Source organism: Fructobacillus americanaquae, from assembly GCF_024029775.1.
In the GTDB taxonomy this organism is placed as follows: domain Bacteria; phylum Bacillota; class Bacilli; order Lactobacillales; family Lactobacillaceae; genus Fructobacillus; species Fructobacillus americanaquae.
In genome coordinates this window covers 252,391-275,385 of record NZ_CP097122.1, presented here as the reverse complement: position 1 = coordinate 275,385, position 22,995 = coordinate 252,391, and the positions used below count along the sequence as shown (strand labels likewise).

25 protein-coding genes, 1 tRNA gene, 1 pseudogene and 1 riboswitch are annotated in these 22,995 nt (G+C 44.2%); of the genes and pseudogenes, 25 read left to right on the top strand and 2 right to left on the bottom strand.

Features of this window, described 5'->3' with window-relative positions:
• Window positions 1-61: 61 nt before the first annotated feature.
• Together dnaK and M3M36_RS01175 are read left to right on the top strand one after the other, a co-directional pair.
• Window positions 62-1,909, top strand: coding sequence for a molecular chaperone DnaK (dnaK, locus tag M3M36_RS01180; protein ID WP_252774047.1), 1,848 nt, complete (start codon window positions 62-64; stop codon window positions 1,907-1,909).
• An 81-nt stretch (window positions 1,910-1,990) separates the two neighbouring features.
• Window positions 1,991-2,902, top strand: coding sequence for a DnaJ C-terminal domain-containing protein (locus tag M3M36_RS01175; RefSeq protein ID WP_252774046.1), 912 nt, complete (start codon window positions 1,991-1,993; stop codon window positions 2,900-2,902).
• Window positions 2,903-2,997: 95 nt separating this feature from the next.
• Here M3M36_RS01175 and def read toward each other — a convergent pair whose 3' ends face one another.
• Window positions 2,998-3,576: a peptide deformylase gene (gene def / locus M3M36_RS01170; protein WP_252774045.1), complete on the bottom strand. Its 579-nt coding sequence runs from the start codon at window positions 3,574-3,576 to the stop codon at window positions 2,998-3,000.
• A 202-nt stretch (window positions 3,577-3,778) separates the two neighbouring features.
• On the opposite strand from def, the gene M3M36_RS01165 reads away from it, so the two are divergent.
• From M3M36_RS01165 to M3M36_RS01125, 10 genes and pseudogenes are all read left to right on the top strand, one after another.
• Complete coding sequence (locus tag M3M36_RS01165) at window positions 3,779-4,054, top strand: UPF0223 family protein (protein WP_252774044.1); 276 nt, start codon at window positions 3,779-3,781, stop codon at window positions 4,052-4,054.
• Window positions 4,047-4,838 (top strand): inositol monophosphatase family protein, encoded by a 792-nt coding sequence (locus M3M36_RS01160; protein WP_252774043.1) that lies wholly within the window; start codon window positions 4,047-4,049, stop codon window positions 4,836-4,838. The genes M3M36_RS01165 and M3M36_RS01160 overlap by 8 nt, the downstream gene beginning before the upstream one ends.
• A 54-nt stretch (window positions 4,839-4,892) precedes the next feature.
• Window positions 4,893-6,731: a translational GTPase TypA gene (gene typA / locus M3M36_RS01155; RefSeq protein WP_252774042.1), complete on the top strand. Its 1,839-nt coding sequence runs from the start codon at window positions 4,893-4,895 to the stop codon at window positions 6,729-6,731.
• Window positions 6,732-6,803: 72 nt separating this feature from the next.
• A tRNA-Ser gene (locus M3M36_RS01150) sits at window positions 6,804-6,893 on the top strand.
• Between the two features lie 414 nt (window positions 6,894-7,307).
• Window positions 7,308-7,487 (top strand): annotated as a pseudogene (locus tag M3M36_RS01145) (amidohydrolase family protein); the annotation flags it as partial.
• A gap of 44 nt (window positions 7,488-7,531) precedes the next feature.
• Window positions 7,532-8,608, top strand: coding sequence for a DUF1542 domain-containing protein (locus M3M36_RS01140; RefSeq protein WP_252774041.1), 1,077 nt, complete (start codon window positions 7,532-7,534; stop codon window positions 8,606-8,608).
• A 66-nt stretch (window positions 8,609-8,674) separates the two neighbouring features.
• Entirely contained in the window at window positions 8,675-8,797 is a 123-nt protein-coding gene (locus M3M36_RS06935; RefSeq protein WP_256470343.1) for a hypothetical protein, read from the top strand.
• Between the two features lie 352 nt (window positions 8,798-9,149).
• Entirely contained in the window at window positions 9,150-10,454 is a 1,305-nt protein-coding gene (hisS, locus tag M3M36_RS01135; protein ID WP_252774040.1) for a histidine--tRNA ligase, read from the top strand.
• A gap of 3 nt (window positions 10,455-10,457) precedes the next feature.
• Window positions 10,458-12,242 carry an aspartate--tRNA ligase gene (gene aspS, locus M3M36_RS01130; RefSeq protein WP_252774039.1) on the top strand — a complete coding sequence of 595 codons (1,785 nt, stop codon included), beginning with the start codon at window positions 10,458-10,460 and terminating at the stop codon, window positions 12,240-12,242.
• Between the two features lie 233 nt (window positions 12,243-12,475).
• The gene (locus M3M36_RS01125; protein WP_252774038.1) at window positions 12,476-13,342 is read left to right on the top strand and encodes a YitT family protein; all 867 of its coding nucleotides are present in this window, start codon (window positions 12,476-12,478) and stop codon (window positions 13,340-13,342) included.
• A gap of 142 nt (window positions 13,343-13,484) precedes the next feature.
• On the opposite strand, the gene M3M36_RS01120 is transcribed toward M3M36_RS01125, so the two are convergent.
• The gene (locus tag M3M36_RS01120; RefSeq protein ID WP_252774037.1) at window positions 13,485-13,925 is read right to left on the bottom strand and encodes a GNAT family N-acetyltransferase; all 441 of its coding nucleotides are present in this window, start codon (window positions 13,923-13,925) and stop codon (window positions 13,485-13,487) included.
• Between the two features lie 103 nt (window positions 13,926-14,028).
• Here M3M36_RS01120 and M3M36_RS01115 point away from each other — a divergent pair, with 103 nt between their 5' ends.
• The 13 genes from M3M36_RS01115 to M3M36_RS01055 all read left to right on the top strand — a co-directional run bounded on the left by M3M36_RS01115 (window position 14,029) and on the right by M3M36_RS01055 (window position 22,991).
• Window positions 14,029-14,412 carry a MarR family winged helix-turn-helix transcriptional regulator gene (locus tag M3M36_RS01115; RefSeq protein WP_420842368.1) on the top strand — a complete coding sequence of 128 codons (384 nt, stop codon included), beginning with the start codon at window positions 14,029-14,031 and terminating at the stop codon, window positions 14,410-14,412.
• Window positions 14,413-14,476: 64 nt separating this feature from the next.
• Window positions 14,477-15,130, top strand: a complete 654-nt coding sequence (locus tag M3M36_RS01110) for a YczE/YyaS/YitT family protein (protein WP_252774035.1) — start codon at window positions 14,477-14,479, stop codon at window positions 15,128-15,130.
• 164 nt (window positions 15,131-15,294) lie between these two features.
• Window positions 15,295-15,615, top strand: coding sequence for an MFS transporter (locus tag M3M36_RS01105; RefSeq protein WP_252774034.1), 321 nt, complete (start codon window positions 15,295-15,297; stop codon window positions 15,613-15,615).
• Window positions 15,600-16,508, top strand: coding sequence for an MFS transporter (locus tag M3M36_RS01100; RefSeq protein WP_252774033.1), 909 nt, complete (start codon window positions 15,600-15,602; stop codon window positions 16,506-16,508). Before M3M36_RS01105 ends, M3M36_RS01100 begins: the two co-directional genes overlap by 16 nt.
• 300 nt (window positions 16,509-16,808) lie before the next feature.
• On the top strand, window positions 16,809-16,997 hold the full coding sequence (gene rpsU, locus M3M36_RS01095; RefSeq protein ID WP_047974532.1) for a 30S ribosomal protein S21: 189 nt from the start codon (window positions 16,809-16,811) through the stop codon (window positions 16,995-16,997).
• 93 nt (window positions 16,998-17,090) lie between these two features.
• Window positions 17,091-17,537, top strand: coding sequence for a GatB/YqeY domain-containing protein (locus tag M3M36_RS01090; RefSeq protein ID WP_252774032.1), 447 nt, complete (start codon window positions 17,091-17,093; stop codon window positions 17,535-17,537).
• Window positions 17,538-17,671: 134 nt separating this feature from the next.
• Window positions 17,672-18,556: a CvfB family protein gene (locus M3M36_RS01085; protein ID WP_252774031.1), complete on the top strand. Its 885-nt coding sequence runs from the start codon at window positions 17,672-17,674 to the stop codon at window positions 18,554-18,556.
• 3 nt (window positions 18,557-18,559) lie between these two features.
• A complete protein-coding gene (gene xerD, locus M3M36_RS01080) occupies window positions 18,560-19,447 on the top strand; it encodes a site-specific tyrosine recombinase XerD (RefSeq protein WP_252774030.1) in 888 nt (295 codons plus the stop codon).
• A 22-nt stretch (window positions 19,448-19,469) separates the two neighbouring features.
• On the top strand, window positions 19,470-19,847 hold the full coding sequence (locus tag M3M36_RS01075) for a hypothetical protein (RefSeq protein WP_252774029.1): 378 nt from the start codon (window positions 19,470-19,472) through the stop codon (window positions 19,845-19,847).
• Window positions 19,801-20,589, top strand: coding sequence for a segregation and condensation protein A (locus M3M36_RS01070; protein WP_338029135.1), 789 nt, complete (start codon window positions 19,801-19,803; stop codon window positions 20,587-20,589). Before M3M36_RS01075 ends, M3M36_RS01070 begins: the two co-directional genes overlap by 47 nt.
• Entirely contained in the window at window positions 20,573-21,298 is a 726-nt protein-coding gene (gene scpB / locus M3M36_RS01065; protein WP_252774027.1) for an SMC-Scp complex subunit ScpB, read from the top strand. The genes M3M36_RS01070 and scpB overlap by 17 nt, the downstream gene beginning before the upstream one ends.
• Window positions 21,291-22,040 (top strand): pseudouridine synthase, encoded by a 750-nt coding sequence (locus M3M36_RS01060; RefSeq protein ID WP_252774026.1) that lies wholly within the window; start codon window positions 21,291-21,293, stop codon window positions 22,038-22,040. The genes scpB and M3M36_RS01060 overlap by 8 nt, the downstream gene beginning before the upstream one ends.
• 157 nt (window positions 22,041-22,197) lie before the next feature.
• A riboswitch (FMN riboswitch) is annotated at window positions 22,198-22,334 on the top strand.
• A 75-nt stretch (window positions 22,335-22,409) separates the two neighbouring features.
• Entirely contained in the window at window positions 22,410-22,991 is a 582-nt protein-coding gene (locus M3M36_RS01055; protein ID WP_252774025.1) for an ECF transporter S component, read from the top strand.
• Window positions 22,992-22,995: the final 4 nt, after the last annotated feature.

The following is a 22,995-nucleotide window of genomic DNA, read 5'->3' as shown; positions in this document are numbered from 1 at the left end:
TGGCACCACACCTTAAAAAGTTTAAGAATATGATTTAAAAAATAGGAAGGGTCGATATACTATGTCAAAAATTATCGGAATTGATTTAGGAACTACTAACTCAGCTGTTGCCGTTTTGGAAGGTGGCAAGCCAAAAATTATTACGAACCCTGATGGTGGTCGGACGACACCTTCAGTTGTGTCCTTTAAGAATGGGGAAACCCAGGTTGGTGATGTTGCAAAGCGTCAAGCAATCACAAATCCGGACACTATTTCATCAATTAAGTCTCACATGGGCGAAGAAGGTTACAAGGTAACCGTTGATGGTAAGGACTACACACCACAAGAAATCTCAGCCATGATTTTGCAGTATATCAAGGGCTATGCAGAAGACTACTTGGGTGAAAAAGTTGACAAGGCTGTTATTACAGTTCCTGCATACTTTAACGATGCCCAACGTCAAGCTACCAAGGATGCTGGTAAGATTGCTGGATTGGAAGTTGAACGAATCATCAACGAGCCAACAGCTGCTTCATTAGCTTATGGAATGGATAAGTTAGACAAGGATGAAAAAATCTTGGTTTATGACCTTGGTGGCGGAACATTTGATGTTTCGGTCCTTGAATTAGGTGATGGTGTCTTTGAAGTTTTGTCAACAAATGGTGACACACACCTTGGTGGTGATGACTTCGATGCCAAGATTATCGATTACTTGGCTGACGAATTTAAGAAGGAAAACGGCATCGACTTGAAGCAAGACAAGTTGGCCTTGCAACGATTGAAGGATGCCGCTGAAACTGCTAAGAAGACTTTGTCTTCAGCAACTGAAGCACAAATTGACTTGCCATTTATCGCTTCTGGTGACCAGGGACCTTTGCACTTGCAAACTTCTTTGACTCGGGCAAAGTTTAACGAATTGACAGCTGATTTGGTTAAGAAGGCCGAAGCTCCTGTAATGAACGCTTTGAAGGATGCGGGATTGTCCTTTAATGACATCGATGAAGTGATTTTGAATGGTGGTTCAACTCGTATTCCTGCTGTCCAAGAGTCAGTGAAGAAGATGACTGGCAAGGAACCGAACCACTCAATCAACCCTGATGAAGCCGTTGCCTTGGGTGCCGCCGTTCAAGGTGGTGTGATTACTGGGGATGTTAAGGACGTTGTCTTGTTGGATGTTACACCTTTGTCACTGGGTATTGAAACCATGGGTGGTGTCTTCACGAAGTTGATTGATCGTAACACGACTATTCCAACTTCAAAGTCACAAGTCTTTTCAACTGCAGAAGACAATCAGCCAGCTGTTGATATTCACGTTTTGCAAGGGGAACGTTCAATGGCTGCTGACAACAAGACTTTGGGTCGGTTCCAATTGTCTGACATTCCTGCCGCAAAGCGTGGCGTCCCACAAATCGAAGTGACCTTTGACATTGATCGTAACGGTATCGTTAATGTTTCTGCTAAGGATTTGGGAACGCAAAAGGAACAAAAAATCACCATTCAAGCTGCCGGTGGTTTGTCTGACGAAGAAATCGAAAAGATGATGAACGACGCCAAGGCAAACGAAGAAGCCGACAACAAGAAAAAGGAAGCGGTTGAAACGCGTAACAACGCTGACCAATTGATTTTCCAGACTGAAAAGACCTTAGAAGAAGTTGGCGACAAGTTGTCAGATGATGATAAAAAGCCAACACAAGAGGCCTTGGATGCCTTGAAGAAGGCTAAGGAAGCTGCTGCTGCTGAAGACGCTGACTTGATTGATTTGAAGGCCAAGACAGACGACTTGCAAAAGGTAGCTACTGAATTAGCAACAAAGTTGTACCAGCAAGCACAACAAGCCCAGGAAGCACAGGGTGGTGCCGAAGGTGCTCAAAAGGATGACAACACAGTTGATGGTGACTTCGAAGAAGTTAACCCAGATGACAAGAAGTAATTTTTTCTTTGCCAGTGAAAACTGATAAAATGGACCGGCTATGGCTTGGTCCGTACATATTTGAATCAAAGGAGTCCGCTTGTGAATAATACTGAATTTTACGACCGTCTTGGAGTTTCTAAAACAGCTAGTCAAGATGAAATTAAAAAAGCATACCGCAAACTTTCAAAGAAGTACCACCCTGATTTGAACCATGAACCAGGGGCAGAAGATAAGTATAAGGAAGTGCAAGAAGCCTTTGAGATACTCGGTGATCCACAAAAGCGCCAGCAGTATGACCAATATGGTGCTGCCGGGGCCCAGGGTGGCTTTGGAGGTCAAGGCGGCTTTGGTGGTGCTCAAGGTGGTTTTGGTGACTTTTCTGATTTGGGTGATATCTTCTCTCAGATGTTTGGTGGTGGATTTCAGGATCCAAATGCACCACGGAAAGGTCGCGACCTCCAGTATCGGATGCATTTGACCTTTGAGGAAGCCGTTTTTGGAACTGAAAAGAACGTTAAGTATACGCGTTCACAGGCTGATCGTTCACAACACGAAGTTAAGGTAAAGGTGCCTGCCGGCGTTGAAAGTGGTCAGCAGATGCGTTTGTCTGGTCAAGGTGAAGACGGCGTTAATGGTGGTCCGCAGGGTGATTTGTACGTGGTCTTCTCCGTTGCGGCTTCAAAGGACGGTTTTGAACGTGATGGCTCGGATATCTATCTTCAACAAGATATTGACTTTATCACGGCGGCCTTGGGGGCTGAAATTCCCGTTAAGACCGTTCACGGTGAAGTTAAGTTGAAGATTCCAGCTGGAACGCAAAATGGACGTCGTTTCCGCTTAGGGGGCAAGGGCGTTGTCCGTTTGCATGGTAACGGCTATGGCGACCAATTCGTTGTGGTCAACGTTGTGGTTCCAACAAAACTGAATAAGGAACAGAAAGTTGCCCTAGAGGCCTTTGCTAATGCTTCGGGGTCTAAGGTTTCTAAGAAGAAATCAATTTTTGATAAATAAGACAATTTAAAAGCAGTTAAGCTATCTTTAGTCTTAATTTGTTCAATCAAAAAAGCCGACTCATCTGAGCCGGCTTTTTTGATTGATCATTACTTTTATAGGTATTTTGTTGAATCGTCCACGTGCCATGGATCTGGATGATTGATGTGGTCGTAGTACAATTTACCATGTAAGTGGTCAATTTCATGCTGGAAGACGATGGCAGGGTAGTTGCGCAGTGTCTTTGTCAAAATTTGACCTGATTCGTCTTGGTAGCGAACGGTAATCTTCTTTGACCGGGGGACAAAGCCAGGAACATCCTCGTCAACTGAGAGGCAGCCTTCCCCGGTTTCCAATGCAGCTCGTCCAACTGTTTCAGACACAATGACCGGGTTAAAAACAACACCTTTGAAGAATGGCTTGTCTTCGACATATTCGGCTGGGTCTGCAGATGGGATCAAGATGGCCGTCATTTGCAAAGATTCCCCCACTTGTGGAGCAGCCAGGCCAACGCCAGGGCGCAGACCGTACTTTTCATTTTCTTCCTCGTCTTGTGAGACTTCTAAGTAAGTCATCATATCTTTGGCGAGTTGTTGGTGCTCAGGACTGAGCGGGAAAGGAACTTCTTTAGCCTGATCACGTAGAACGGGATCACCGTCTCGCGTAATTTTGTCCATGGTGAAACGAATTGTCATGTTGGTTAACTCCTACTTACAATTTATCAACTTTTAGTATAGCAGAAATCAGTTGATAATGGGCTTTTGCTCTTCGACTTTCCTTTTTTTCGTGGTTGGTCTTGGAAGTTGCTTGTTAAATCAGTCGTCTTTGCTGGCAAGGGGAGTGAAAGCTTGTTAGAATGTAGATGATATGTTCATCTTGCATTTGAAAGGATTTTCTATGGCAGAGCAATACCAGCTTCCAATTGACGGCAATTGGAATCAGGATGATATCATTGCGGTTTCAAATTTGATTGACGCCGTTTTGCAGGTTTACGAGGGTGGTTGTGATCGTGAATACCTCTTAACGGCTTACCGCCAGTTTTTGACGGTTATTCCATCAAAATCAGAACAAAAAGTTTTTGACCGTGATTTTGAACAACAAACTGGTCGGTCAATCTATCAGACGCTGAAGCTGACTGAAAAACCAGTTAGGCGGGTTTTGGTCAATGACTGAGTGGACGAACAATCAATTAATCCAGGTTGATCAAACAGTGCGACGCTGGTTGGTCGAACTGGGTCGTGATGCCAGAGAAACTAAGAACCAAGATTTACACGTTGGTGAAAAAGAGGGCGATTTTCGCAACCTCGTTACTAACCTGGATACCACCAACCAGGCATGGTTGCTTGACCATATTCGGTCAATCGATTCCGATGCTCAATTTGTGGCTGAAGAGGGGGACCTGCAACGACCTGAAACCATGGCTGGTCATGTCTGGTTTATCGACCCGATTGATGGCACACTGAATTTTGTCCATGAAAAGACTGATTTTGCCATTATGGTGGCCCTTTATATTGACGGTGAGCCAAAACTGGGCTGGATTGCCAAAGTGATGACCAATCAGGTCTTCCATGGCGGTCCCACAATTGGTGCCTTCGTTAATGACCAAAAATTAGCACCGGTAGCAGACCTGGGACTAGCAGAATCGATTTTGATTGTATCCGGTCGCCGCCTAATTTGCGGGGAAAAACCCTATGCAACCATTGCCTCTGAAGCCTTAGCTTATAGGGTTTTAGGTTCGGCTGGGATTTCCTTTAGTCGTTTGTTGCTACAACAGGCAACAGGGTATTTCTCTAAGCTATCTCCATGGGATTTAGCAGCCGGTCGGGTCTTAGCCGAAACGCTTCGTTACGTGGTCAAATCACTTGACGGAAGGCCGCTAAATATGCTATCATCAAACACAGTATTAATCGCTACAACCAAGACGTATCGCGAGTCAGTCAAGATAGTGAAAGACTAGGGAGACAATCCCTAGTCTTTCTTGTGAGTAGCAAAGATAAAGGAGCACATAAAATTGGCAAATCTTCGCGAAGATATTCGTAATATCGCTATTATTGCCCACGTCGATCACGGAAAGACGACGTTGGTCAACGAACTGTTAAAGCAGTCTGACACATTGGACGCCCGTAAGGAGGAATCTTTGGGTGACCGTGTGATGGATACCAACGATATTGAAAAAGAACGTGGAATCACGATCTTGTCTAAGAACACTGCCGTTCGCGTTGGCGACAAGCAGATCAACATCTTGGATACCCCTGGCCACGCCGATTTCGGTGGAGAAGTTGAACGAATCATGGGAATGGTTGACGGGGTTTTGCTCGTCGTTGATGCCTTTGAAGGAACCATGCCTCAGACTCGGTTCGTTTTGAAGAAGGCCTTTGAACAACACCTGACACCAATCGTGATTGTTAACAAGGTTGACCGACCAGGTGCCCGCCCCGAAGAAGTCGTTGATGAGGTTTTGGACTTGTTCATTGAATTGGGTGCTGATGAAGATGACTTGGACTTCCCGGTTATCTTTGCTTCAGCAATGAACGGAACATCTTCATTTGATCCAGATGTTTCAAAGCAAGAACATACAATGGAACCAATCTTTAAGACGGTTTTCGAAACGATTCCTGCTCCAGTTGATAACTCAGACGAACCATTGCAATTCCAAGTTGCCATGTTGGACTATAATGACTTCGTTGGTCGTATTGGTATCGGTCGTGTTAAGCGTGGAACAATCAAAGTTGGTGACAACGTTGATGTTTTGAAGCTTGACGGTACATCGCAAAACTTCCGTGTTACAAAGCTTTCTGGTTTCATCGCTTTGGATCAAGTTGAAATCCAAGAAGCAAAGGCCGGTGATTTGATCGCCGTTTCTGGTATGGAAGACATCTCAGTCGGTGAAACAGTTGTTGACCCAGCTCATCACGATGAATTGCCATTGCTTCGTATAGATGAACCAACATTGCAAATGACTTTCCGTCAAAACGACAGCCCCTTTGCTGGTCGTGAAGGGAAGTTCGTGACCGCTCGCCAAATCGAAGATCGTTTGTTGCGCGAATTGCATACTGATGTTTCTTTGCGTGTTGAAGACACGGACCAAGCTGGTGCCTGGTTGGTCTCTGGACGTGGTGAATTGCACCTTTCCATCTTGATTGAAAACATGCGTCGTGAAGGCTTCGAATTGCAAGCTTCACGTCCACAAGTTATTTTCCGTGAGGAAGATGGTCAAACCACTGAACCTTACGAATCAATCCAGATTGATACACCAGATGAATATTCATCAACTGTGATCGACTCATTGAACCAACGTAAGGGTGAAATGCAAAATATGGAAGCTGTCGGAAACGGTCAAACTCGTTTGACTTATATGGCACCTTCACGTGGTTTGATTGGTTACGCCACTGAATTTATGACAGCTACTCACGGTTATGGTATCTATAACCACACATTTGCTGAATACCGTCCAATGGTTAAGAATTGGGAACCAGGCCGTCGTAATGGTGCCTTGGTCTCAATCAACCAAGGGCAAACAACTAACTACGCCATCATGGGTGTTGAAGATCGTGGTCAAATGTTTGTTGGCGCCGGTGTTGACGTCTATGAAGGAATGGTTGTCGGTATGAATGCTCGTGATAACGACATCTCTGTCAACGTGACAAAGATGAAGCCACAATCAAACGTTCGTTCTTCAAACAAGGACCAAACTGCTTCAATCAAAACTCCACGTGAGATGAACTTGGAAGCATCAATGGAATTCTTGAATGATGACGAATACGTTGAAGTAACGCCAGAAAACGTTCGAATCCGTAAGGCAATCTTGAACACTGCTGAGCGTGAAAAGGCGGCTAAGCGTCGTAAGTAAGCCTTTAAGAATCGTCTGAAACAAACAAATACTCGTAGTGGCATGGACCAACCTTCATGCCACTATTATTTTGGAGCTATGGCACAATCTGGTACTGCAGCGGACTCGAAATCCGTCGAACCGTCTTATGGCGGTGTGCGGGTTCAAATCCCGCTAGCTCCTTAAAAAATAACAATTCGTGATGATGAAGAACAGCTGAAAGGCTGTTTTTTTTATACTCTTAATTGGGATTAACTTATTGAAATAATGTTAAATGACAATGTGATTACTAAATTACAAAATTAAAACGAAATTTAATTTTATTAATAATCAGAAAATTCTAAATAAAGTAGGGATGATTCCTAGATAGCAAAGTGGCAGATTCTATAATGGACGACAATCGAAAAACAAAACAGCAAGAATTCTTCTAATGGTAGTTACTAAACCAACCCAATATTTTTGACCATTATTATTCTCTACATTGCGATCGATAATAGTTCTCCTTGTTTGCTGGCAAAACCGTTTGCTCTGATTTGTTTGCTGGTAAATTGCTTTATACTAGCTTTAATGTAAATTGCAGGGAAGGAATAATCACTGATGAAGAAAATAGATGGACATGTGCACTTAGTTCAAGAAATTGCTGGCTTTAATGGGAAGGGATGGCTAAATGCCTTGGGAAATGGTGAAGCTATATGGGATGATGGGACCAAGATTAAGTTTATTCCTGATGGTTGGGGTGACACTAATTTGACTGCGGACTCCTTTTTAAAAGTGATGAAAAGGTTCAAACTTGGACGGATAATATTAACCAGGCGCAAAACTTGGCTAGTGTTCAAACCGCATTGGCTGATGGTGAAAAAGCCATTGATAATATAAGTTTAGCTTCCCAAAGTCAAAGCCAGCAGACCATGACCAAGGAAAAGAATGCTGCCGACAGTGTCATTGACGCTGTCGCTTCTAAGGCCAAAGCTGTCATTGATGGTTTGACACCATTGTCTGACAAGGCAGCTCGTGAGATTCAAATTGATCAGGATGCAGCTGCTGCCAAGGCAGCAATTGTCCAGGCAACGAACGCAGCTGAGATTACGAAAGCTCAAAATGCTGGGACAGACAGACTGAACGCCGACACCGCTGCCGCTCAGTTGCAGTCACAAAAGGAAGCTGCCGCCGCTGCTTTGACTCAGTATGGTCAAGCTGCCAAAGATAAGATTGCTGTACTGCCAGATTTAACTCCTGATCAAATCAACCAGGCGGACGCCGAGATTGCTGCAGCTGTGAAGGCAGGTCTGGGACAAATTGCTGCTGCAACGGATACCAACGGGGTAACAACTGCCTTGAACAATAGTCAAGCAGCAGTCGATCAGGTTGCCGCCGCTGCTGCCAATATAAGTGGACAAACGGTAGAAAGCGCTCGTACCCAAGCCAAGACGGCCATCGACAATGCCAGTGGCCAGGCCAAGGCCACGATTAATGGCCTGACTGCCCTGGTGGCTTCCCAAAAAGGTGCCGATAAGGCCAAGGTCGACCAGGATGCTGCGGCTGCCAAGGCTCAGATTGATCAAGCAACGACAACGCAAGCCATTCAGCAGGAATTGGATGACGGCTTAGCAACAATCCAAAAGGATGTTGCAAACTCAATTTTTGTTAACATCAAGGCTGATGCTGATAACCAGTTAGCTGTTTATGGTCAAGCAGCCAAGGACAAGATTGACAAATTACCAAACTTAACGCCGGATGAAATTGCTCAGGCTGATCGTGAAATTGATGAAATTATTGCACAGGGTAAGCAGGCAATTGCGCTGGCAGCAGCCGAAAACGAAGTGAAGGTTGCTCTTCAAACAAATGAGGAAGAGATTGATGGCGTGGTGGCTAATGTCCAAGCTGAAAGTGACCGGTAGAAGCCAGTTGTTAAGACAGCAGAAACGCACCCAGCACCACAACCTGCTCCAAATCAAGCACCTGCCTTGCCAATGATAGGGCGTTTGCAGAAGCATGAAGCCAATATGGCCTTATTACTATTGGTTGCACTTGGTTTGCTGACGTTCTTGAGTGGTAAACGCCGTCGTCAACGTGATGATGAAAAATAAGGCGAATCAGCTTGTTTCAAGTATTGACAGTTGTTAAAAAACTGCTAAACTTAGAAATAGATTAGCCGATGAGCAGGAAAAGATGAAACTTGGACAGGAAGCGATCTGACGGTTGGTGGAAGTTAGACAATAGTTTCATTAGAAGACACCTGGAAGGTTGCTGTTAACCCAGCCGTCTATCCGCGTTATGGATTAAAGCGTGTTAATACACGAAATTAAGGTGGTACCGTGCTCGAAAGCGCCCTTAACAACTTTGCCAATTTGGCAAGGCTGTTAGGGGCGTTTTTTTACTAATCGTTTTAACTATTTTTAATCATAATGGAGGCGACGCACTGGGCGTCGAATAGATGAAATGGGAAAAGCTAATTTTCAACGTCCTAAAGGGACCGCAGATTTATTTGAAGAAAATGTGCGCGAATGGCAGCGAATTGAGCAACAAGCGCGGAAGATTTTCGCCCGGTATGGTTACGGGGAAATCAGAACACCGATGTTTGAAGCCTTTGACGTTTACGCTCGTTCGGCCGGGGACACTTCAGATGTTGTGACCAAGGAAATGTATGACTTTAACGACAAAGGTGACCGACACATGGCCTTACGCCCTGAAGGAACGGCCGGTGTGGTTCGTGCTTATGTTGAAAATAAGCTTTTTGGACCAGAACACGAAAGCCCATACAAAATTTTTTACATGGGTCCAATGTTCCGTTATGAACGTCCACAAGCTGGTCGCTTCCGTCAATTCCACCAAATCGGAGTTGAGGCGTTTGGGTCAAAGGATCCGAGCTTAGATGCTGAAGTGATTACGATGGTGGTTAAGTTTTTGGCTTCGTTAGGGTTGAAGGAATTGAAGGTCGCCTTGAATACTTTGGGCGATCAGGGTTCTCGCCAGGCTTACCGGGAGGCATTAGTCGCTTATTTGCAACCCCACGTTGCTGAGCTATCAAAGGATTCACAGACTCGATTGGAAAAGAACCCCTTGCGAATTTTAGATTCTAAAGATGAAAATGATCAAAAGATTGTGGCGGCTGCGCCTACAATTTTTGATTACCTCTCAGAAGAATCACAAGCCCATTTTGCGGCGGTTAAGGGCTACTTGGATGATTTGGACATTGATTATGAAATTGACCAAACCATGGTTCGCGGCCTGGATTATTATAATGACACGATTTTTGAGGTCATGACGACAGATCCAAACCTAAAGGGGGCTGCTACCATTGCTGGTGGTGGGCGCTACTCTGGTTTGGTTGAAGAATTTGGTGGGCCAGAAACACCAGGGATTGGTTTTGGATTAGGTGTCGAAAGATTGATCTCACTCTTGCAGGCTCAGGGACAGGCAGAGATGAAATCGGCTGCCCTTGATTTCTACCTTGTCCACATTGGCGAGGATACGCAAGCAAAGACCCTTGAATTAGCAACATCCTTACGTGATTTGGGCTACTCTGCTGATTTGGATTTTACCAGCCGGTCAGTGAAGGCACAGTTTAAGACTGCCAACCGTCGCGATGCTCGCTTTGTGATTACCTTGGGTGAAGAAGAAGTGAAAACAAATCAGGTTCAGATTAAGGATATGGCTACCGGGCATGAAGCTGATTTGGACTTGGCGAAGGTTCAAGACGACTTGGCAGGGATTATGAAGGCATTGGGAGCAGAGGAGGAATAAAAAATGAAACGAACGACTTATGCTGGTTTAGTTGATGAGCAATATATTGGCCAAACGGTGATGTTGGCCGGTTGGGTACAAAAGCGTCGTAACTTTGGTGACCTAGTCTTTATTGACTTACGTGACCGTGAGGGGATTGTTCAGTTAACTTTTTCTGCTGCTAACCAGGCAGCCCTTGATGTCGCTCAAGGTGTCCGGAACGAATATGTTTTGGCTATTGAGGGTGAAGTTGTTGCCCGTGCGGAATGTCAGGAAAATAAGAAGATTAAGTCTGGTGGCATTGAAGTTAAGGTAACCAAGGCCGAAATTTTGGCAGAAGCCAAGACGCCGGTCTTTGATATTGAGGATGGCGTGAACGCTGGAGAAGAGTTGAAACTCCAGTACCGCTACTTGGACTTACGCCGTCCAGAAATGCAAAAAAACTTGCGTGTTCGGTCAAAAATCATGGCTTCTGCCACCCATTTTATGGACCACAACGACTTTATTAATATTGAAACGCCATATTTGGCTAAGTCAACGCCCGAAGGTGCTCGTGATTACTTGGTTCCTTCGCGGATTTATCCTGGTTCATTCTATGCCTTACCACAGTCACCTCAGCTATTTAAGCAACTTTTGATGGGGGCCGGCTTCGATCGCTATTTCCAAATTGCCCGTTGTTTCCGAGACGAAGACTTACGTGGCGATCGACAACCTGAATTTACGCAGTTGGATATGGAAACTTCCTTTATGTCAGCTGCCGAAATTCAAGAACTGGTTGGTCGTTGGGTTCAGCAAATCATGAAGGACGTGGTAAACTTCGATTTAAAGGTTGAGGACATTACGCGTTTGACATGGCAGGAATCAATGGATCGTTTTGGTACTGACAAGCCGGACTTACGAATTGCCTATGAAATAAAAGAATTGTCAGAAACGGTCAAGGATTCTGATTTTGGTGTCTTTGCGAATGCTGTCAAGGGCGGTGGTGTCGTCAAAGCCATTGCTGTTCCTGGTGGGGCAGATCACTATTCTCGTAAGGACCTCGATAAGTTGGGCCAGTATATTGAACGTTTCGGTGCAAAGGGCTTGGCCTGGATGAAGGTGACTGATGATGGCTTGAATGGCCCAATTGCTAAGTTCTTTGCAGATGAAGCTGGTGAAGCCATTGTGGGGGCTAGTGGTGCCAAATCAGGAGACCTTTTGCTCTTCGGTGCTGGTCGTACTGATGTTGTGGCTGCGTCATTGGATTACTTGCGTCGCCAAACAGCAGCTGATTTGGCCTTGGTTGACCAAGAAAATCCTTGGCGTTTTGCCTGGATTGTGGACTGGCCTTTGTTTGAATATTCAGAAGACTTTGACCGTTGGATTGCTGCTCACCATCCATTTACGATGCCAAACGAAGAAGACTTGCATTACTTAGACGAAGGCGAAGACCCACACAGGGCCCACGCTCAGTCCTATGACTTGGTCTTGAACGGTTACGAATTGGGTTCTGGCTCAATTCGTATTCACCGAACGGATATTCAAGAAAAGATGCTCAAGGCGCTTGGTTTTACCAAGGAATCGGCCAATAAAGCCTTTGGTTTCTTGCTTGAAGGAATGGAATACGGGTTCCCACCAATGGGCGGGATTGCACTTGGTTTGGACCGCTTGGCAATGCTCTTGGCTGGCCAAGATAACATCCGTGAAGTAATTGCCTTCCCGAAGAACTCAAAGGCAACGGAGCCAATGACAAAAGCACCAACACCAGTTGCTGGTGCGCAATTGCTTGAACTCGGTTTGGAAGTACCGACTGCTGCTGAAAATAAGTAAAAACTTAACAAGACGTTATCAAACTTGATTTGATAACGTTTTTTACTGTTTTTTTAATTAAAATTATCTATTTTTTATAAAATTGCTCTTCAAATATTTTCTAATCTTGTTAAAATATATGTATCGAACGGCGGATTTGCGTCGTTAGGCTACGGACCAGGCTTTTAAGTTGGTCAAAAGGGTTAGGGATTAAGGATTGGTCGGACCGTCCTTAGTTAACCTAGCAAAAAACAATGATACGGAAAATAGGAAAAAATCTCGATCACTACTACCTCCATCAAGTTGTTGGAGCACTCTTTTATGCAATTATGCTGTCGCTGGCGCTGAACTATTTTTGGCTGCCTGGACATGTCTATTCGTCTGGCTTTACCGGGTTAGCCCAATTAGTTGACACGTTAACCGGCGGAAAAATTAATGTTGCCTGGGCGATTGCCTTGGTGAACATGCCACTTTTGCTATTGGCTTGGTTTACCTTGTCGAAACGCTTCGCCGTCTTTACGGCGATGGCTGTGTTACTCTCGGCAGCTTTTGTGCCATTGTTTGCGACAAAAACAGTGTTGACGCCTGATCCTTTGATTAATGCCATCTTTGGTGGTGGTATCAATGGAATGGCCGTTGGAACCGCCTTGCGGTGTGGTGTTGGTACCGGTGGGCTGGATATCATTGGAATGGAATTGAAACATCAATTCCGAATGAAGGTTGGCTCAGTTAACCTAGCCTTCAATGCCTTGATTATGGTTGGTGCTGGCTTGACCTATGGTTGGCAATACGCCCTTTATTCCATTATCGGTGTGGTTGTTTCGTCCCACTTTATCGATCTTTTCTATACTCACCAGCAACAAATTCAAGAAATGATTGTGACGAATAAGCCGGAAGAAATGACGGACACAATTCAAAACAAGATGCGTCGTGGGGTAACAATCATTGATTCAGCTCACGGCGGTTATACCGGCCGTGACCGATCAATTCTGCTAACAGTGGTAACGCAACATGAATTACCGGAATTGCGGTACGCCATCAAGGAAGTTGATCCAAATGCCTTTTACTCAGAGTCAAAGGTTGAGCATACGGGTGGTCGCTTCTACGAACCGGAACCTTAAAAAGTTAAACAAAGCAAAAGCGTCTCGATTGTTCTCAATCGAGACGCTTTTTTGGTCAATAAATCAGCCCCGGAAAAGCCTAGATTTAAAATTAGCTCCAAAAAAACTGTGAAGTCAAAATCGTTTTCTGAAAGTAAATTTTTTACTTTACTTCATGACGCATCGTGACGTGAGGCGTCCCCTCAAAAGTAAAGGGTTGGCCGATCGACGTAAAGCCAAATTTCTCATAAAAACCAACAACCTGTTTTTGTGATTCAATTTCAATGGCTTGCGTCGGCCAATTTTCCTGGCAAATAGCCAAAATTTGAGTCATTAACTGGTTACCAAGGCCAGTACCACGGGCCTCTGGCCTCGTAACGACACGGCCAAAGGTAATGTCTTTGCCATTTTGAAAAACACGGGCATAGGCGAGGACGGGACTTTTTTCGTCTTCTTGGTAAAAAATATGAATGGCTTTTGTATCGTTATCGTCTAGTTCATGGTAGATGCGGTTTTGCTCGACAACGAAGGTATCGATACGCAGTTTGAGTATCTGATAGAATTCATTGGCAGTGAGGTTGTCTATTGTCTTTTTTTGCCACATTGGTTTCATCTTCTTTCTTTTTTCCTGTATAATAATGTTGCATATGCAACTGCTGCGTGTAAAAGGAGGCTTATCTGTGATTGAGTTAGAGGTGTTTCGTCAAATGGGGTCGATTGCGCGACGGGCAACCAAAGAGATGAACCAGGCCGCTAGTCAGTATCAATTAGAAAATAATCTGTTTTTATATTTGATTCGCATTGTGGAACATGAAGGCCTGACTCAGTCTGATTTGGCAGAATTAATCCAGGTTGATAAAACGACGCTTAGTCGGTCCTTGAAAAAATTGGATAACCAGGGCTATATCGATAAGGTTACGGCTGTTCAAAATAAAAATTATAAGCAACTTTATCCAACGCAAAAGGCACGTGACTGTTACGAGGTCCTAGCCCAACTAGAGCGACAATATATCAAGAAGCGGTTGGCAACTTTGTCTGCATCTGAATTAACAAATTTGAACAAAATACTCAACAAAATTTTGCACAGTTAAGCTGTGCTTTATTTTACCAGATACAGTTGCAAATGCAACTGTGAGAATAAAAGGGAGATTTTTTTTGGAAAATAATCATATTCGAACGCGGTTAATGTTCTTTTTATTAGGCTTGGTACTGGTGGCCTTTGGCAACGCACTATCAATTATTTCAACTGCCGGCAATGGCTTATGGACTGCAGCGGCATTAGGGTTGGCGCAGTGGAGCGGGGCGGGGATTTCGCTGATCTTGACGACAATTGGTTTAATCGTGATTGGCATTAACCTGCTTTTATCAGAACATTGCTCTTGGCTGACGGCTGGTGGTGAGCTGCTGTTTGTTTTGCTTTTTAGCCAGTTAATCTATTTTTTTGTTAAGATGTTGTCAAAAAATTTGATGGTACCAACAAATTTATGGTTACGTATTCTTTTGGCCATTGTGGGTATTATCGTTGTTTGCTTGGGAACTTCTTTTTATCAACGGGCGAATTTATGGATGTACCCGACTGATTCATTCACGACGTTACTGACAAGGCGTTTTTTTCATCATCATTTTACCTGGGCGCAGCTGGTGGCCTTTGTGCCACCGGTGATTTTAATTGGGGCAACGGCATTTCATTTGCACACTGTTGTTGGTGTGCAAGCTGGAACACTCTTTTCTCTGGCTTGTAATGGACCACTAATTTCTTATTTTAACAAACGGGTTTTTCCTTTTTTTCGGTTAAATGCGCCATTATAAGTAGGTTTCCACGGTTATTTTGTATTATAAATTAGACTGTTCAGAGACAGTAATCAGTCCTTTTTTTAATGTTGCTGAACGCTGTGTCACTCTTGATGAAAAGCGGTACAATGAAAAAAGGTATATAAGGAGATCAGGAAGATAAAATAGAAAGAAGAGAATCAATGACAAACACGCAAAGTCGCTGGGACCCAAATACCCGAAGTCACCGGTTTTGGATTTTAGCAGTCTCACTTAGTATTACAACAGGTAGTGCGATTATGCCGGCTTTGCCGGCCTTACAAAAAGCCTTTCCCGCTTATCCTGCCACCTTAATTAATTTTTTGGCGACCATTCCCCAGGTGCCAGTGCTTTTGATGTTTGTGTTTTCTGGCCAGTTAGCTAACCGCTTTGGTATTAAAAAAGTGATTAGTACGGGTATCATGTTGATGGCAATTACTGGGATTTTGCCCAGCGTTTTAACAAATTTTTGGTTGATTTTTTAACTCGGTTGCTGTTTGGAGTTGGGATTGGCCTGGTTAATTCGTTGGCAATTACACTGGTAGATTTTGTTTATGAAGGTGCTGACCAGCCTCAGATGTTGGGCAATCGGTCTGCCTTTGAAACGATTGGCCTCTCTTTGGTCAATTTGAGCGTGGGTGCTTTACTAGCCATTTCCTGGCGGGCTTCTTTTTTGGCTTATGCCTTGCTATTCATTGTCGATTGGGGCTTTATTCGAATGGTGCCTGAGTATCGATCACAGCCGCAGTCAGCTAAAGGTGATTCTGTCCAGTTTAGTCAGCGAAAACATTTGAAATACCTGCTGGTAATTACTGGTTCTACTCTCTATTGTGGTTTATTAATGATTGGGGTCTCGATTGTTAATGTTTATACACCCTACTTTGTTTTGGCTCACCACCTAGGTGGCAGCATGACGGATTCACTAATCATTACGGTTTATACACTGACGTCGATGGTGATTGGCTTTCTTTTTGGTCTTTTTTTCACTTTTTACGTCGTTATATTTTTTTGGGCGAACTTTTCTTTATGGCTGTGGGTGCTATCTTTTTTTAATGCCGCCCATAGCTTACCAACATTAACCTTGTCCGTGATTGTGGTTGGATTGGCGTATTCAATGGCAGGGACATATCTATTTGATACCATTGCTAATCGAGTTTCATCAGAGATGATGGGTTTGGCCAATTCAATCTTACTGGTTGGTTGTAATGCCAGCACTGCTTTGGCGCCAGCCATCGTGTCTGCCTTGAATGGCATTGGGTCAAAATCAGTTCTAGATGGGGGTATTCGTCTGTATGGCGAGTCGAGTTTTATTTTGCTGCGTGTAATTGCTTTGTTGATGTGGTGGCAACGAAAGAGGGGCTTAGGTGCTGGCAGCTAAGTCCTTTGGAAAAGGTGCTCGAAAATGCGGTTAAGTGTTTTCAAAATCAGCTCTGTCAGTCACGGAAAACGGATTGTTCGAAAGACCTGTTAACGGTTATCTTTAAAAGTAACAACTGTTTTGGTAATCAGATTACAGTTAACACCTGGTGCTGCTGGGGTCTTTTTTACCGCAGCGAAGTCCTACTTTTTTATTATAAAAATTAGTTGACTTTCTTTCTTAGAATTGAGATAATATATAAGTCTTTAATGCATATCGTTTAACATACGAAATAAAATGCGAGGAAGGAGGGGGATCGACATGGCAAAGGTTATTGTACGTAAGAACGAATCTTTGGATGACGCATTGCGCCGCTTCAAGCGTGGTGTTTCAAAGGACGGTACTCTCCAAGAATACCGCAAGCGCGAATTCTATGTAAAGCCTTCAGTTGAACGTAAGTTGAAGTCTGAAGCTGCACGTAAGCGCAACAAGAAGAAGAAGAACCGTTAATTCGGCCAAAAAACGTCGCTTTGGTGGCGTTTTTTATTTGGTCTCGTGGTAGACTATTAGATAAGTAGTAATCTCACACTAAGGAGAAGATTGATGAGCTTATTAGAACAGGTTCAAGCGGATATGAAAGAAGCAATGAAGGCTAAGGACAAGCAAACCCTTGCCGTTGTTCGCCAAATCAAGTCAGCCGTGATGAACGAACAGATTAATTTGGGTCATGACTTGACAGAAGAAGAAGGATTGGCCGTCTTAGCACGTGAAGTGAAGCAAAGAAAAGACTCAATTGCCGAATTTAAGGCTGGTAACCGTGCTGACTTAGCTGAGGCTACCCAAGGTGAATTGGCTGTTTTGGCCAAATATTTGCCAGCACAATTGTCAGAAGACGAAATTAAGCAAATTGTTCAAGAAACCATCCAAAAGACGGGGGCGACTGGTCCAGCCGATATGGGTAAGGTCATGGGAATTGTTTCAAGTCAAACTAAGGGTCGAGCAGACGGCAAGTTTGTTGCTGACCAGGTAAAGACTGCTTTGGCAAAGTAAAACTGGTTTTTAAAACTACTAATGTTAAGGACAAAGCAACGCCGTGAATGATTAAAGTGACTAAGCGGGTTGCATACATAAAAGTTACTACTCTTAGCCAGTTTTTCTGGTTATTTGCATGAAAAGGATAAAGAATGGATACAACTTTAGGACAAGTCATTAAGGCATCAGTGACCGATGAAAACAGTCAATACTTTTTTGCTCAAGTCGATGGGGTAACCTATGAAATTGATAAGAGTGAGCTGGAAAAGCCTTTGAAGGTTGGCGGTTTTGTAACCGGCTTTGCCTACCAAAATGAAGGCCACCGTCTTCAGATTACCAAGACAATCCCTACTGTTCAAAAGGACCAGTACGCATGGGGAACAGTTGTTAATGCCCGCCATGATTTAGGGGTTTTCGTGAACATTGGTTTGCCCAACAAAGATTTGGTAGTCTCTTTAGATGATTTGCCAACAATTAAAGATCTTTGGCCTAAGACAGGCGACCGACTTTTATTGGCCATTAAGGAAGATAACAAGGGCCGGTTGTGGGGGGGATTAGCCCAACAAGATATTATTCAATCGGTTTCCCGCCAAGCAAAACTTGGTGCTGGCATTAAAAAGGGTGACCAGGTGAAAGCCACGGTTTACCGCAACAAATTGGTTGGTACTTTAGTATTGACTGATGATTACCAACTTGGTTTCATTCATCGCTCACAGTGGGAACAAGAACCACGCCTGGGTGAGGTTGTGACAGCCCGCGTCTTGGGTGTTAATGATCGAGGAATTGTCAACTTATCGTTGAAGCCGCTGGCTTATAAGTTGATGGATGAGGATGCTTCATTCTTGCTAATCCAGCTGCAACGCAAGGCCGATCACTTCTTGCCATTTAACGATAAGTCCGATCCAACGGCACTCAAAGCTCAATTTGGTTTTTCAAAATCACAGTTCAAACGAGCTTTGGGTCGCTTGTACAAGGAACGGCTGATTAGCCAGGTTGACGGCGGCATTCAGTTGACTGAGGCCGGCCAGAAGGATTAGCTAATGTTACCGGACGTGATGGAAGACTATTTGAATTACGTTCAAGTCGATCGTGGGCTTTCAAAAAACACGATTACCGCTTATCGTCAGGATTTAACCAATTTTTGTTTTTTTTTAAAGAAAAATCAGAAAACTTGGCGCCAGGTTGATCACCAAGTCGTCCTGGCGTTTTTAAATCAGTTGCGGTTGGAAAAGCGGGCGAATACCACGGTGGCGCGAATGGTTACTTCGCTGCGTAAATGCTTTGCTTACTTGAAAAATGAGGGCTTGATTGAGTATGACCCAATGGTAAATATTAAGCCCCCCAAGAAAGCAGAACACTTGCCAGCCGTTTTGTCGGTAGAAGAGGTTGATTTGTTGTTAGAGACACCGGATGTTTTAACCCCTTTGGGTTTGAGAACACGAGCATTGCTTGAAGTTTTGTATGCTACGGGTTTGCGTGTTTCGGAATTGATTAATCTCAAACTGGAAGACCTCCACTTGGACTTAGGGTTGATTCAAACTCTTGGGAAAGGTGATAAGGAACGGATTGTACCGATTGGCGAAGTTGCGGTTGACTGGATTAACCAGTATTTACAAAGTGCTCGTCCGACCTTAGTTAAAGACCAGCGGACAGTGACACTCTTTGTTAATGACCATGGTCGGCCCTTATCTCGACAGGGTGTTTGGCAGTTAATTAAAAAATTAGTGAATCGGGCTGGGATTAAAAAGGATGTTTCGCCGCATACGTTGCGCCATTCTTTTGCTACCCACATTCTGGAGAATGGCGCTGACCTACGAATTGTCCAAGAGCTGTTGGGGCACGCCGATATTTCAACCACGCAAATCTATACCCATATTTCAAAAAAGCGGTTGAGTCAGGTTTATGACCAATTTCATCCGCGTGCCTGAGCACTTAGAAAAGGAGTCAACCATGTTAATTTCAACAAGACCAGACGATGAAAAGACGGTCATGGGCCTCTTTTCTCTTTTGCCAGAATATAAGAACTTAGAACATATGAAGCTGGTTTTGAACCTATACCAGCAACCTAAGCTGGAGCTCTTTTTTTGGCAGCCAGATCAGCAGGACTCAATCAACGGTTTGCTTGGTATTGAGCGTTACAAGAACAATGTCTTAGTTGTTCGTCACCTAATTTTGACACCGGGGGCCCCAAAGAAAGCCACTCATGCGCAAATGCTAGCAGACTTACAGGAACTAAATCCTTACCATACTGTGATGGGTACCTTAAGTACACAAACTTATATTGATAAGTGGAGAAAGCATTATTCAAAACCCAAGTCTCACAATTAAGATTACTGACTTCGAGGGCCCGCTCGATTTGCTTTTGCATTTGATTAGAAAGCACGAGATGGACATTTTTCAATTGCCGATTGCTGAAGTGACGAAACAATATTTGAGTTTCATCCATGAGCAACAGGCGATGCAGTTGGATGTGGCGGCTGAGTACTTAGTGATGGCTGCCAAGTTAATTCATCTTAAGTCGATTGATTTGTTACCAAAACCACCGATTGAAGATGATGTGGAAGATAACTTTGAAGAACTTGATCCAAAAGAAGAGCTGATTGCTCGCCTGTTGGTTTACCAACGTTTTCAACAGGCAACCGGCTTCTTTGATCAACGGCAAGAGACTGACATGCATTCCTTTGTTCGTCCGGCAATTGAAGATCAACAGGCGAAAGTGGAGCAGCCGGTAACGCTTGCTCCCGGTCTGACAATGATTGATTTGCAGTTGGCTTTTGATAGCGTGATTGCTCGGCAACGCGACTTGGCCCCAAAGGTGCGCCAAGTGGAATCAGATTCGTATACGATTGGGGATGGGATTGTTTCCATTCGCCAAAAATTACAAGCCCTACCAACAGAAGAATCTTTGCCTTTTACAGCCCTTTTTGAAGATGTTTTTGCCCCTGACCGGTTAGTGATGACCTTTTTGGGATTGCTTGAAATCACTAAGGCTGGCGAAGTGACGCTTTGGCAGGCAGCCTTAACAGATGAAATTTTAATTAAAGCGGTGGACCATGGATCAGAAGATTAGTCAAATTGAAGCGTTATTTTTTGTTGCGGGTGAGGATGGCTTGTCAATTCCAGAATTGGCTAAGGTAACGGGCTTTGATAAGGGGGCGTTGCCTGCTTTACTTGATGAACTGGCAACGCATCTGATTCAAATTAATTCACCATTGATGCTAAGAACCTCTGATGGACGGTATGTGATGGTTACCCGACCTGAATTTGGTAAATTAGTTTCGGCCTATTTCGACTTGCCCGTTAGCACTAAGTTGACTCAGGCACAACTGGAAACTTTAGTAATTGTTGCTTACCAGCAGCCAATCACTCGTGTTGAAATCGATCAAATCCGGGGTGTCCGCTCGGCTGGAACAATTCAAAAGCTCTTGCTCCATCAGTTGATTGAATCAGTTGGCCGAAAAGAAGAAATTGGTCGACCGATTTTGTATGGCACGACTGCTGATTTTTTGGATTACTTTGGTTTGAAATCGTTGGCTGATTTGCCAGAATTACCAGATATTAATGATGTGACTCTTGATGAAGAAGGACAGGCTGAGGTAGCGCTCTTTGATCAAATTGATGATCAGGGGGATACTATTTTTGCAAGCCCAGATGATGCTGGGCATTTAGAGCTGATGGCAGAAGGCGCAACGGCCACACAAGCACAACACGACACGACAACGGGTACACCGGCTGATGAACAGCCAGTTGCCGCAAAAAAGGAGGGCGATAATGCCTGAAGAAAGTCAACGACTACAAAAGGTGATTGCCCAGGCCGGAGTTGCCTCCCGACGGGCAGCCGAAACCATGATTTTAGAAGGCCGAGTTGAGGTCAATGGCCAAATTGTGAGCCAATTGGGGACCAAAGTATCTCGCCAAGACGAAGTTAAGGTCGATGGAGTACCAATTGATGGTCAGGAAAAGCATGTTTATTATTTGCTGAATAAGCCCCGTGGTGTTGTGACCACTAGTCATGACGATAAGGGTCGGCAAACGGTCTTAGATATTTTAGATGATGTGACGGCGCGGGTTTATCCGGTTGGCCGGTTGGATTATGATACCACTGGTGCGCTCTTGCTCACCAATGATGGCGATCTGGCCAACCAGTTGATGCATCCCAAAGGCCGCGTTGATAAGGTCTATACGGCCAAGGTTAAGGGACTGGCAACGATGGAACAATTGGCACCGTTAAAGCGGGGGATTGTTTTGAAGGGTAAGAAGACGGCCTCAGCGAAGCTTGCCATTGAAAAGGCCGATAAGGATAAGAAGGTTTCCTTTGTTACAATTACGATTCATGAAGGCCGCAATCACCAGGTCAAGGATATGTTGGCAGCTGTTGGTCTGCCAGTTGAAAAACTACGCCGTGATCGCTACGCTTTCTTGGACTTAGTTGGCCTGCAACCAGGTGAATTTCGGGACTTAAAGCATGATGAAGTCAAGCGTCTAAAAGCTGGCGATTATCGATTCTTGCGCCGTAAGTAATAAAAGTGTGTTAAAAAAGCAGTTGCGTCGCAACCTCTGAAAAAAATTTCGCTTTTTCAGGTTGTCGTCCGTATTGTTTTTGCTGATGGTAAAAATGTCTTTTTTTCTTGGCAAGCTTTTTGAGCTGTGCTATACTACTACTTGTTTCAAATATAATCTAAAACTTCGGGGTCGGGTGAAAGTCCCAACCGGCGGTGAAGCAGCGACAGCTGATGAGCCCGCGACCTACCACTTGGTAGCTGATCTGGTTTGAATCCAGGGCCGACCGTACAGTCGGGTATAAAGAAGTTTAAAGTACAGTCTTTTTTGCTGGCCTTTATTTTACCCCGGGTAAAGTAGGGCCTTTTTTGGGCCCAGAGGAGTAGAAAAATGACAAGAAACACTACTAAAAAACTCACCCTGGTCGCTGTTTTCAGTGCAATTTCCTTTGCATTGACGATTTTTCCGCAAATTGCGATCATTCCCAGTGCATCTTTTTTGAAAATTGATTTTTCAATTGTGCCAGCTTTTCTAGCCTTTTCCTGGTTAGGTCTTGGTTCGGCTGTTTGGGTGTTGGTGATTCGGACTTTGCTGAAGCTGATTTTGTTTAATGAAGGGGCAAATACCTATATTGGAATGCCAGTTAACCTTGTGATTGCTTTGACATTCTTGCTGGTTGTGGCAGCGATGGTGAAGGTTGAAGTTCGCTTGCCCAAGTGGTTATGGCAGTCCGTTAGCGCTGTTGTAGCCGCTTTCACGATGACCGTGGTGGCTTACTTAGCCAACATTGTTTGGGCGATTCCACTTTACGCCCGCTTTGCAAACTTTGATATTGCTAAGTTTATTGGTATTAAAGTCTATTTGTGGGGGATGGTTGTCCCATTCAATCTTTTGGAAGGTTTAATTTGGTTTATTGTTTCTGTGATGGTTGTAGCAATCTTGGCACCCTTTAAGAAAAGCTTTCGTTCTTAAGAAA

Excerpts from the sequence above, each read along its gene's own strand:
- dnaK (WP_252774047.1), top strand. The coding sequence starts at position 62 with ATGTCAAAAATTATCGGAATTGATTTAGGAACTACTAACTCAGCTGTT.
- def (WP_252774045.1), bottom strand. The coding sequence starts at position 3,576 with ATGACAATTCGTTTCACCATGGACAAAATTACGCGAGACGGTGATCCC.
- M3M36_RS01165 (WP_252774044.1), top strand. The coding sequence starts at position 3,779 with ATGGCAGAGCAATACCAGCTTCCAATTGACGGCAATTGGAATCAGGAT.
- M3M36_RS01160 (WP_252774043.1), top strand. The coding sequence starts at position 4,047 with ATGACTGAGTGGACGAACAATCAATTAATCCAGGTTGATCAAACAGTG.
- hisS (WP_252774040.1), top strand. The coding sequence starts at position 9,150 with ATGGGAAAAGCTAATTTTCAACGTCCTAAAGGGACCGCAGATTTATTT.
- aspS (WP_252774039.1), top strand. The coding sequence starts at position 10,458 with ATGAAACGAACGACTTATGCTGGTTTAGTTGATGAGCAATATATTGGC.
- M3M36_RS01125 (WP_252774038.1), top strand. The coding sequence starts at position 12,476 with ATGATACGGAAAATAGGAAAAAATCTCGATCACTACTACCTCCATCAA.
- M3M36_RS01120 (WP_252774037.1), bottom strand. The coding sequence starts at position 13,925 with ATGTGGCAAAAAAAGACAATAGACAACCTCACTGCCAATGAATTCTAT.
- M3M36_RS01115 (WP_420842368.1), top strand. The coding sequence starts at position 14,029 with ATGGGGTCGATTGCGCGACGGGCAACCAAAGAGATGAACCAGGCCGCT.
- M3M36_RS01105 (WP_252774034.1), top strand. The coding sequence starts at position 15,295 with ATGACAAACACGCAAAGTCGCTGGGACCCAAATACCCGAAGTCACCGG.
- rpsU (WP_047974532.1), top strand. The coding sequence starts at position 16,809 with ATGGCAAAGGTTATTGTACGTAAGAACGAATCTTTGGATGACGCATTG.
- M3M36_RS01090 (WP_252774032.1), top strand. The coding sequence starts at position 17,091 with ATGAGCTTATTAGAACAGGTTCAAGCGGATATGAAAGAAGCAATGAAG.
- M3M36_RS01085 (WP_252774031.1), top strand. The coding sequence starts at position 17,672 with ATGGATACAACTTTAGGACAAGTCATTAAGGCATCAGTGACCGATGAA.
- xerD (WP_252774030.1), top strand. The coding sequence starts at position 18,560 with ATGTTACCGGACGTGATGGAAGACTATTTGAATTACGTTCAAGTCGAT.
- M3M36_RS01075 (WP_252774029.1), top strand. The coding sequence starts at position 19,470 with ATGTTAATTTCAACAAGACCAGACGATGAAAAGACGGTCATGGGCCTC.
- scpB (WP_252774027.1), top strand. The coding sequence starts at position 20,573 with ATGGATCAGAAGATTAGTCAAATTGAAGCGTTATTTTTTGTTGCGGGT.
- M3M36_RS01060 (WP_252774026.1), top strand. The coding sequence starts at position 21,291 with ATGCCTGAAGAAAGTCAACGACTACAAAAGGTGATTGCCCAGGCCGGA.
- M3M36_RS01055 (WP_252774025.1), top strand. The coding sequence starts at position 22,410 with ATGACAAGAAACACTACTAAAAAACTCACCCTGGTCGCTGTTTTCAGT.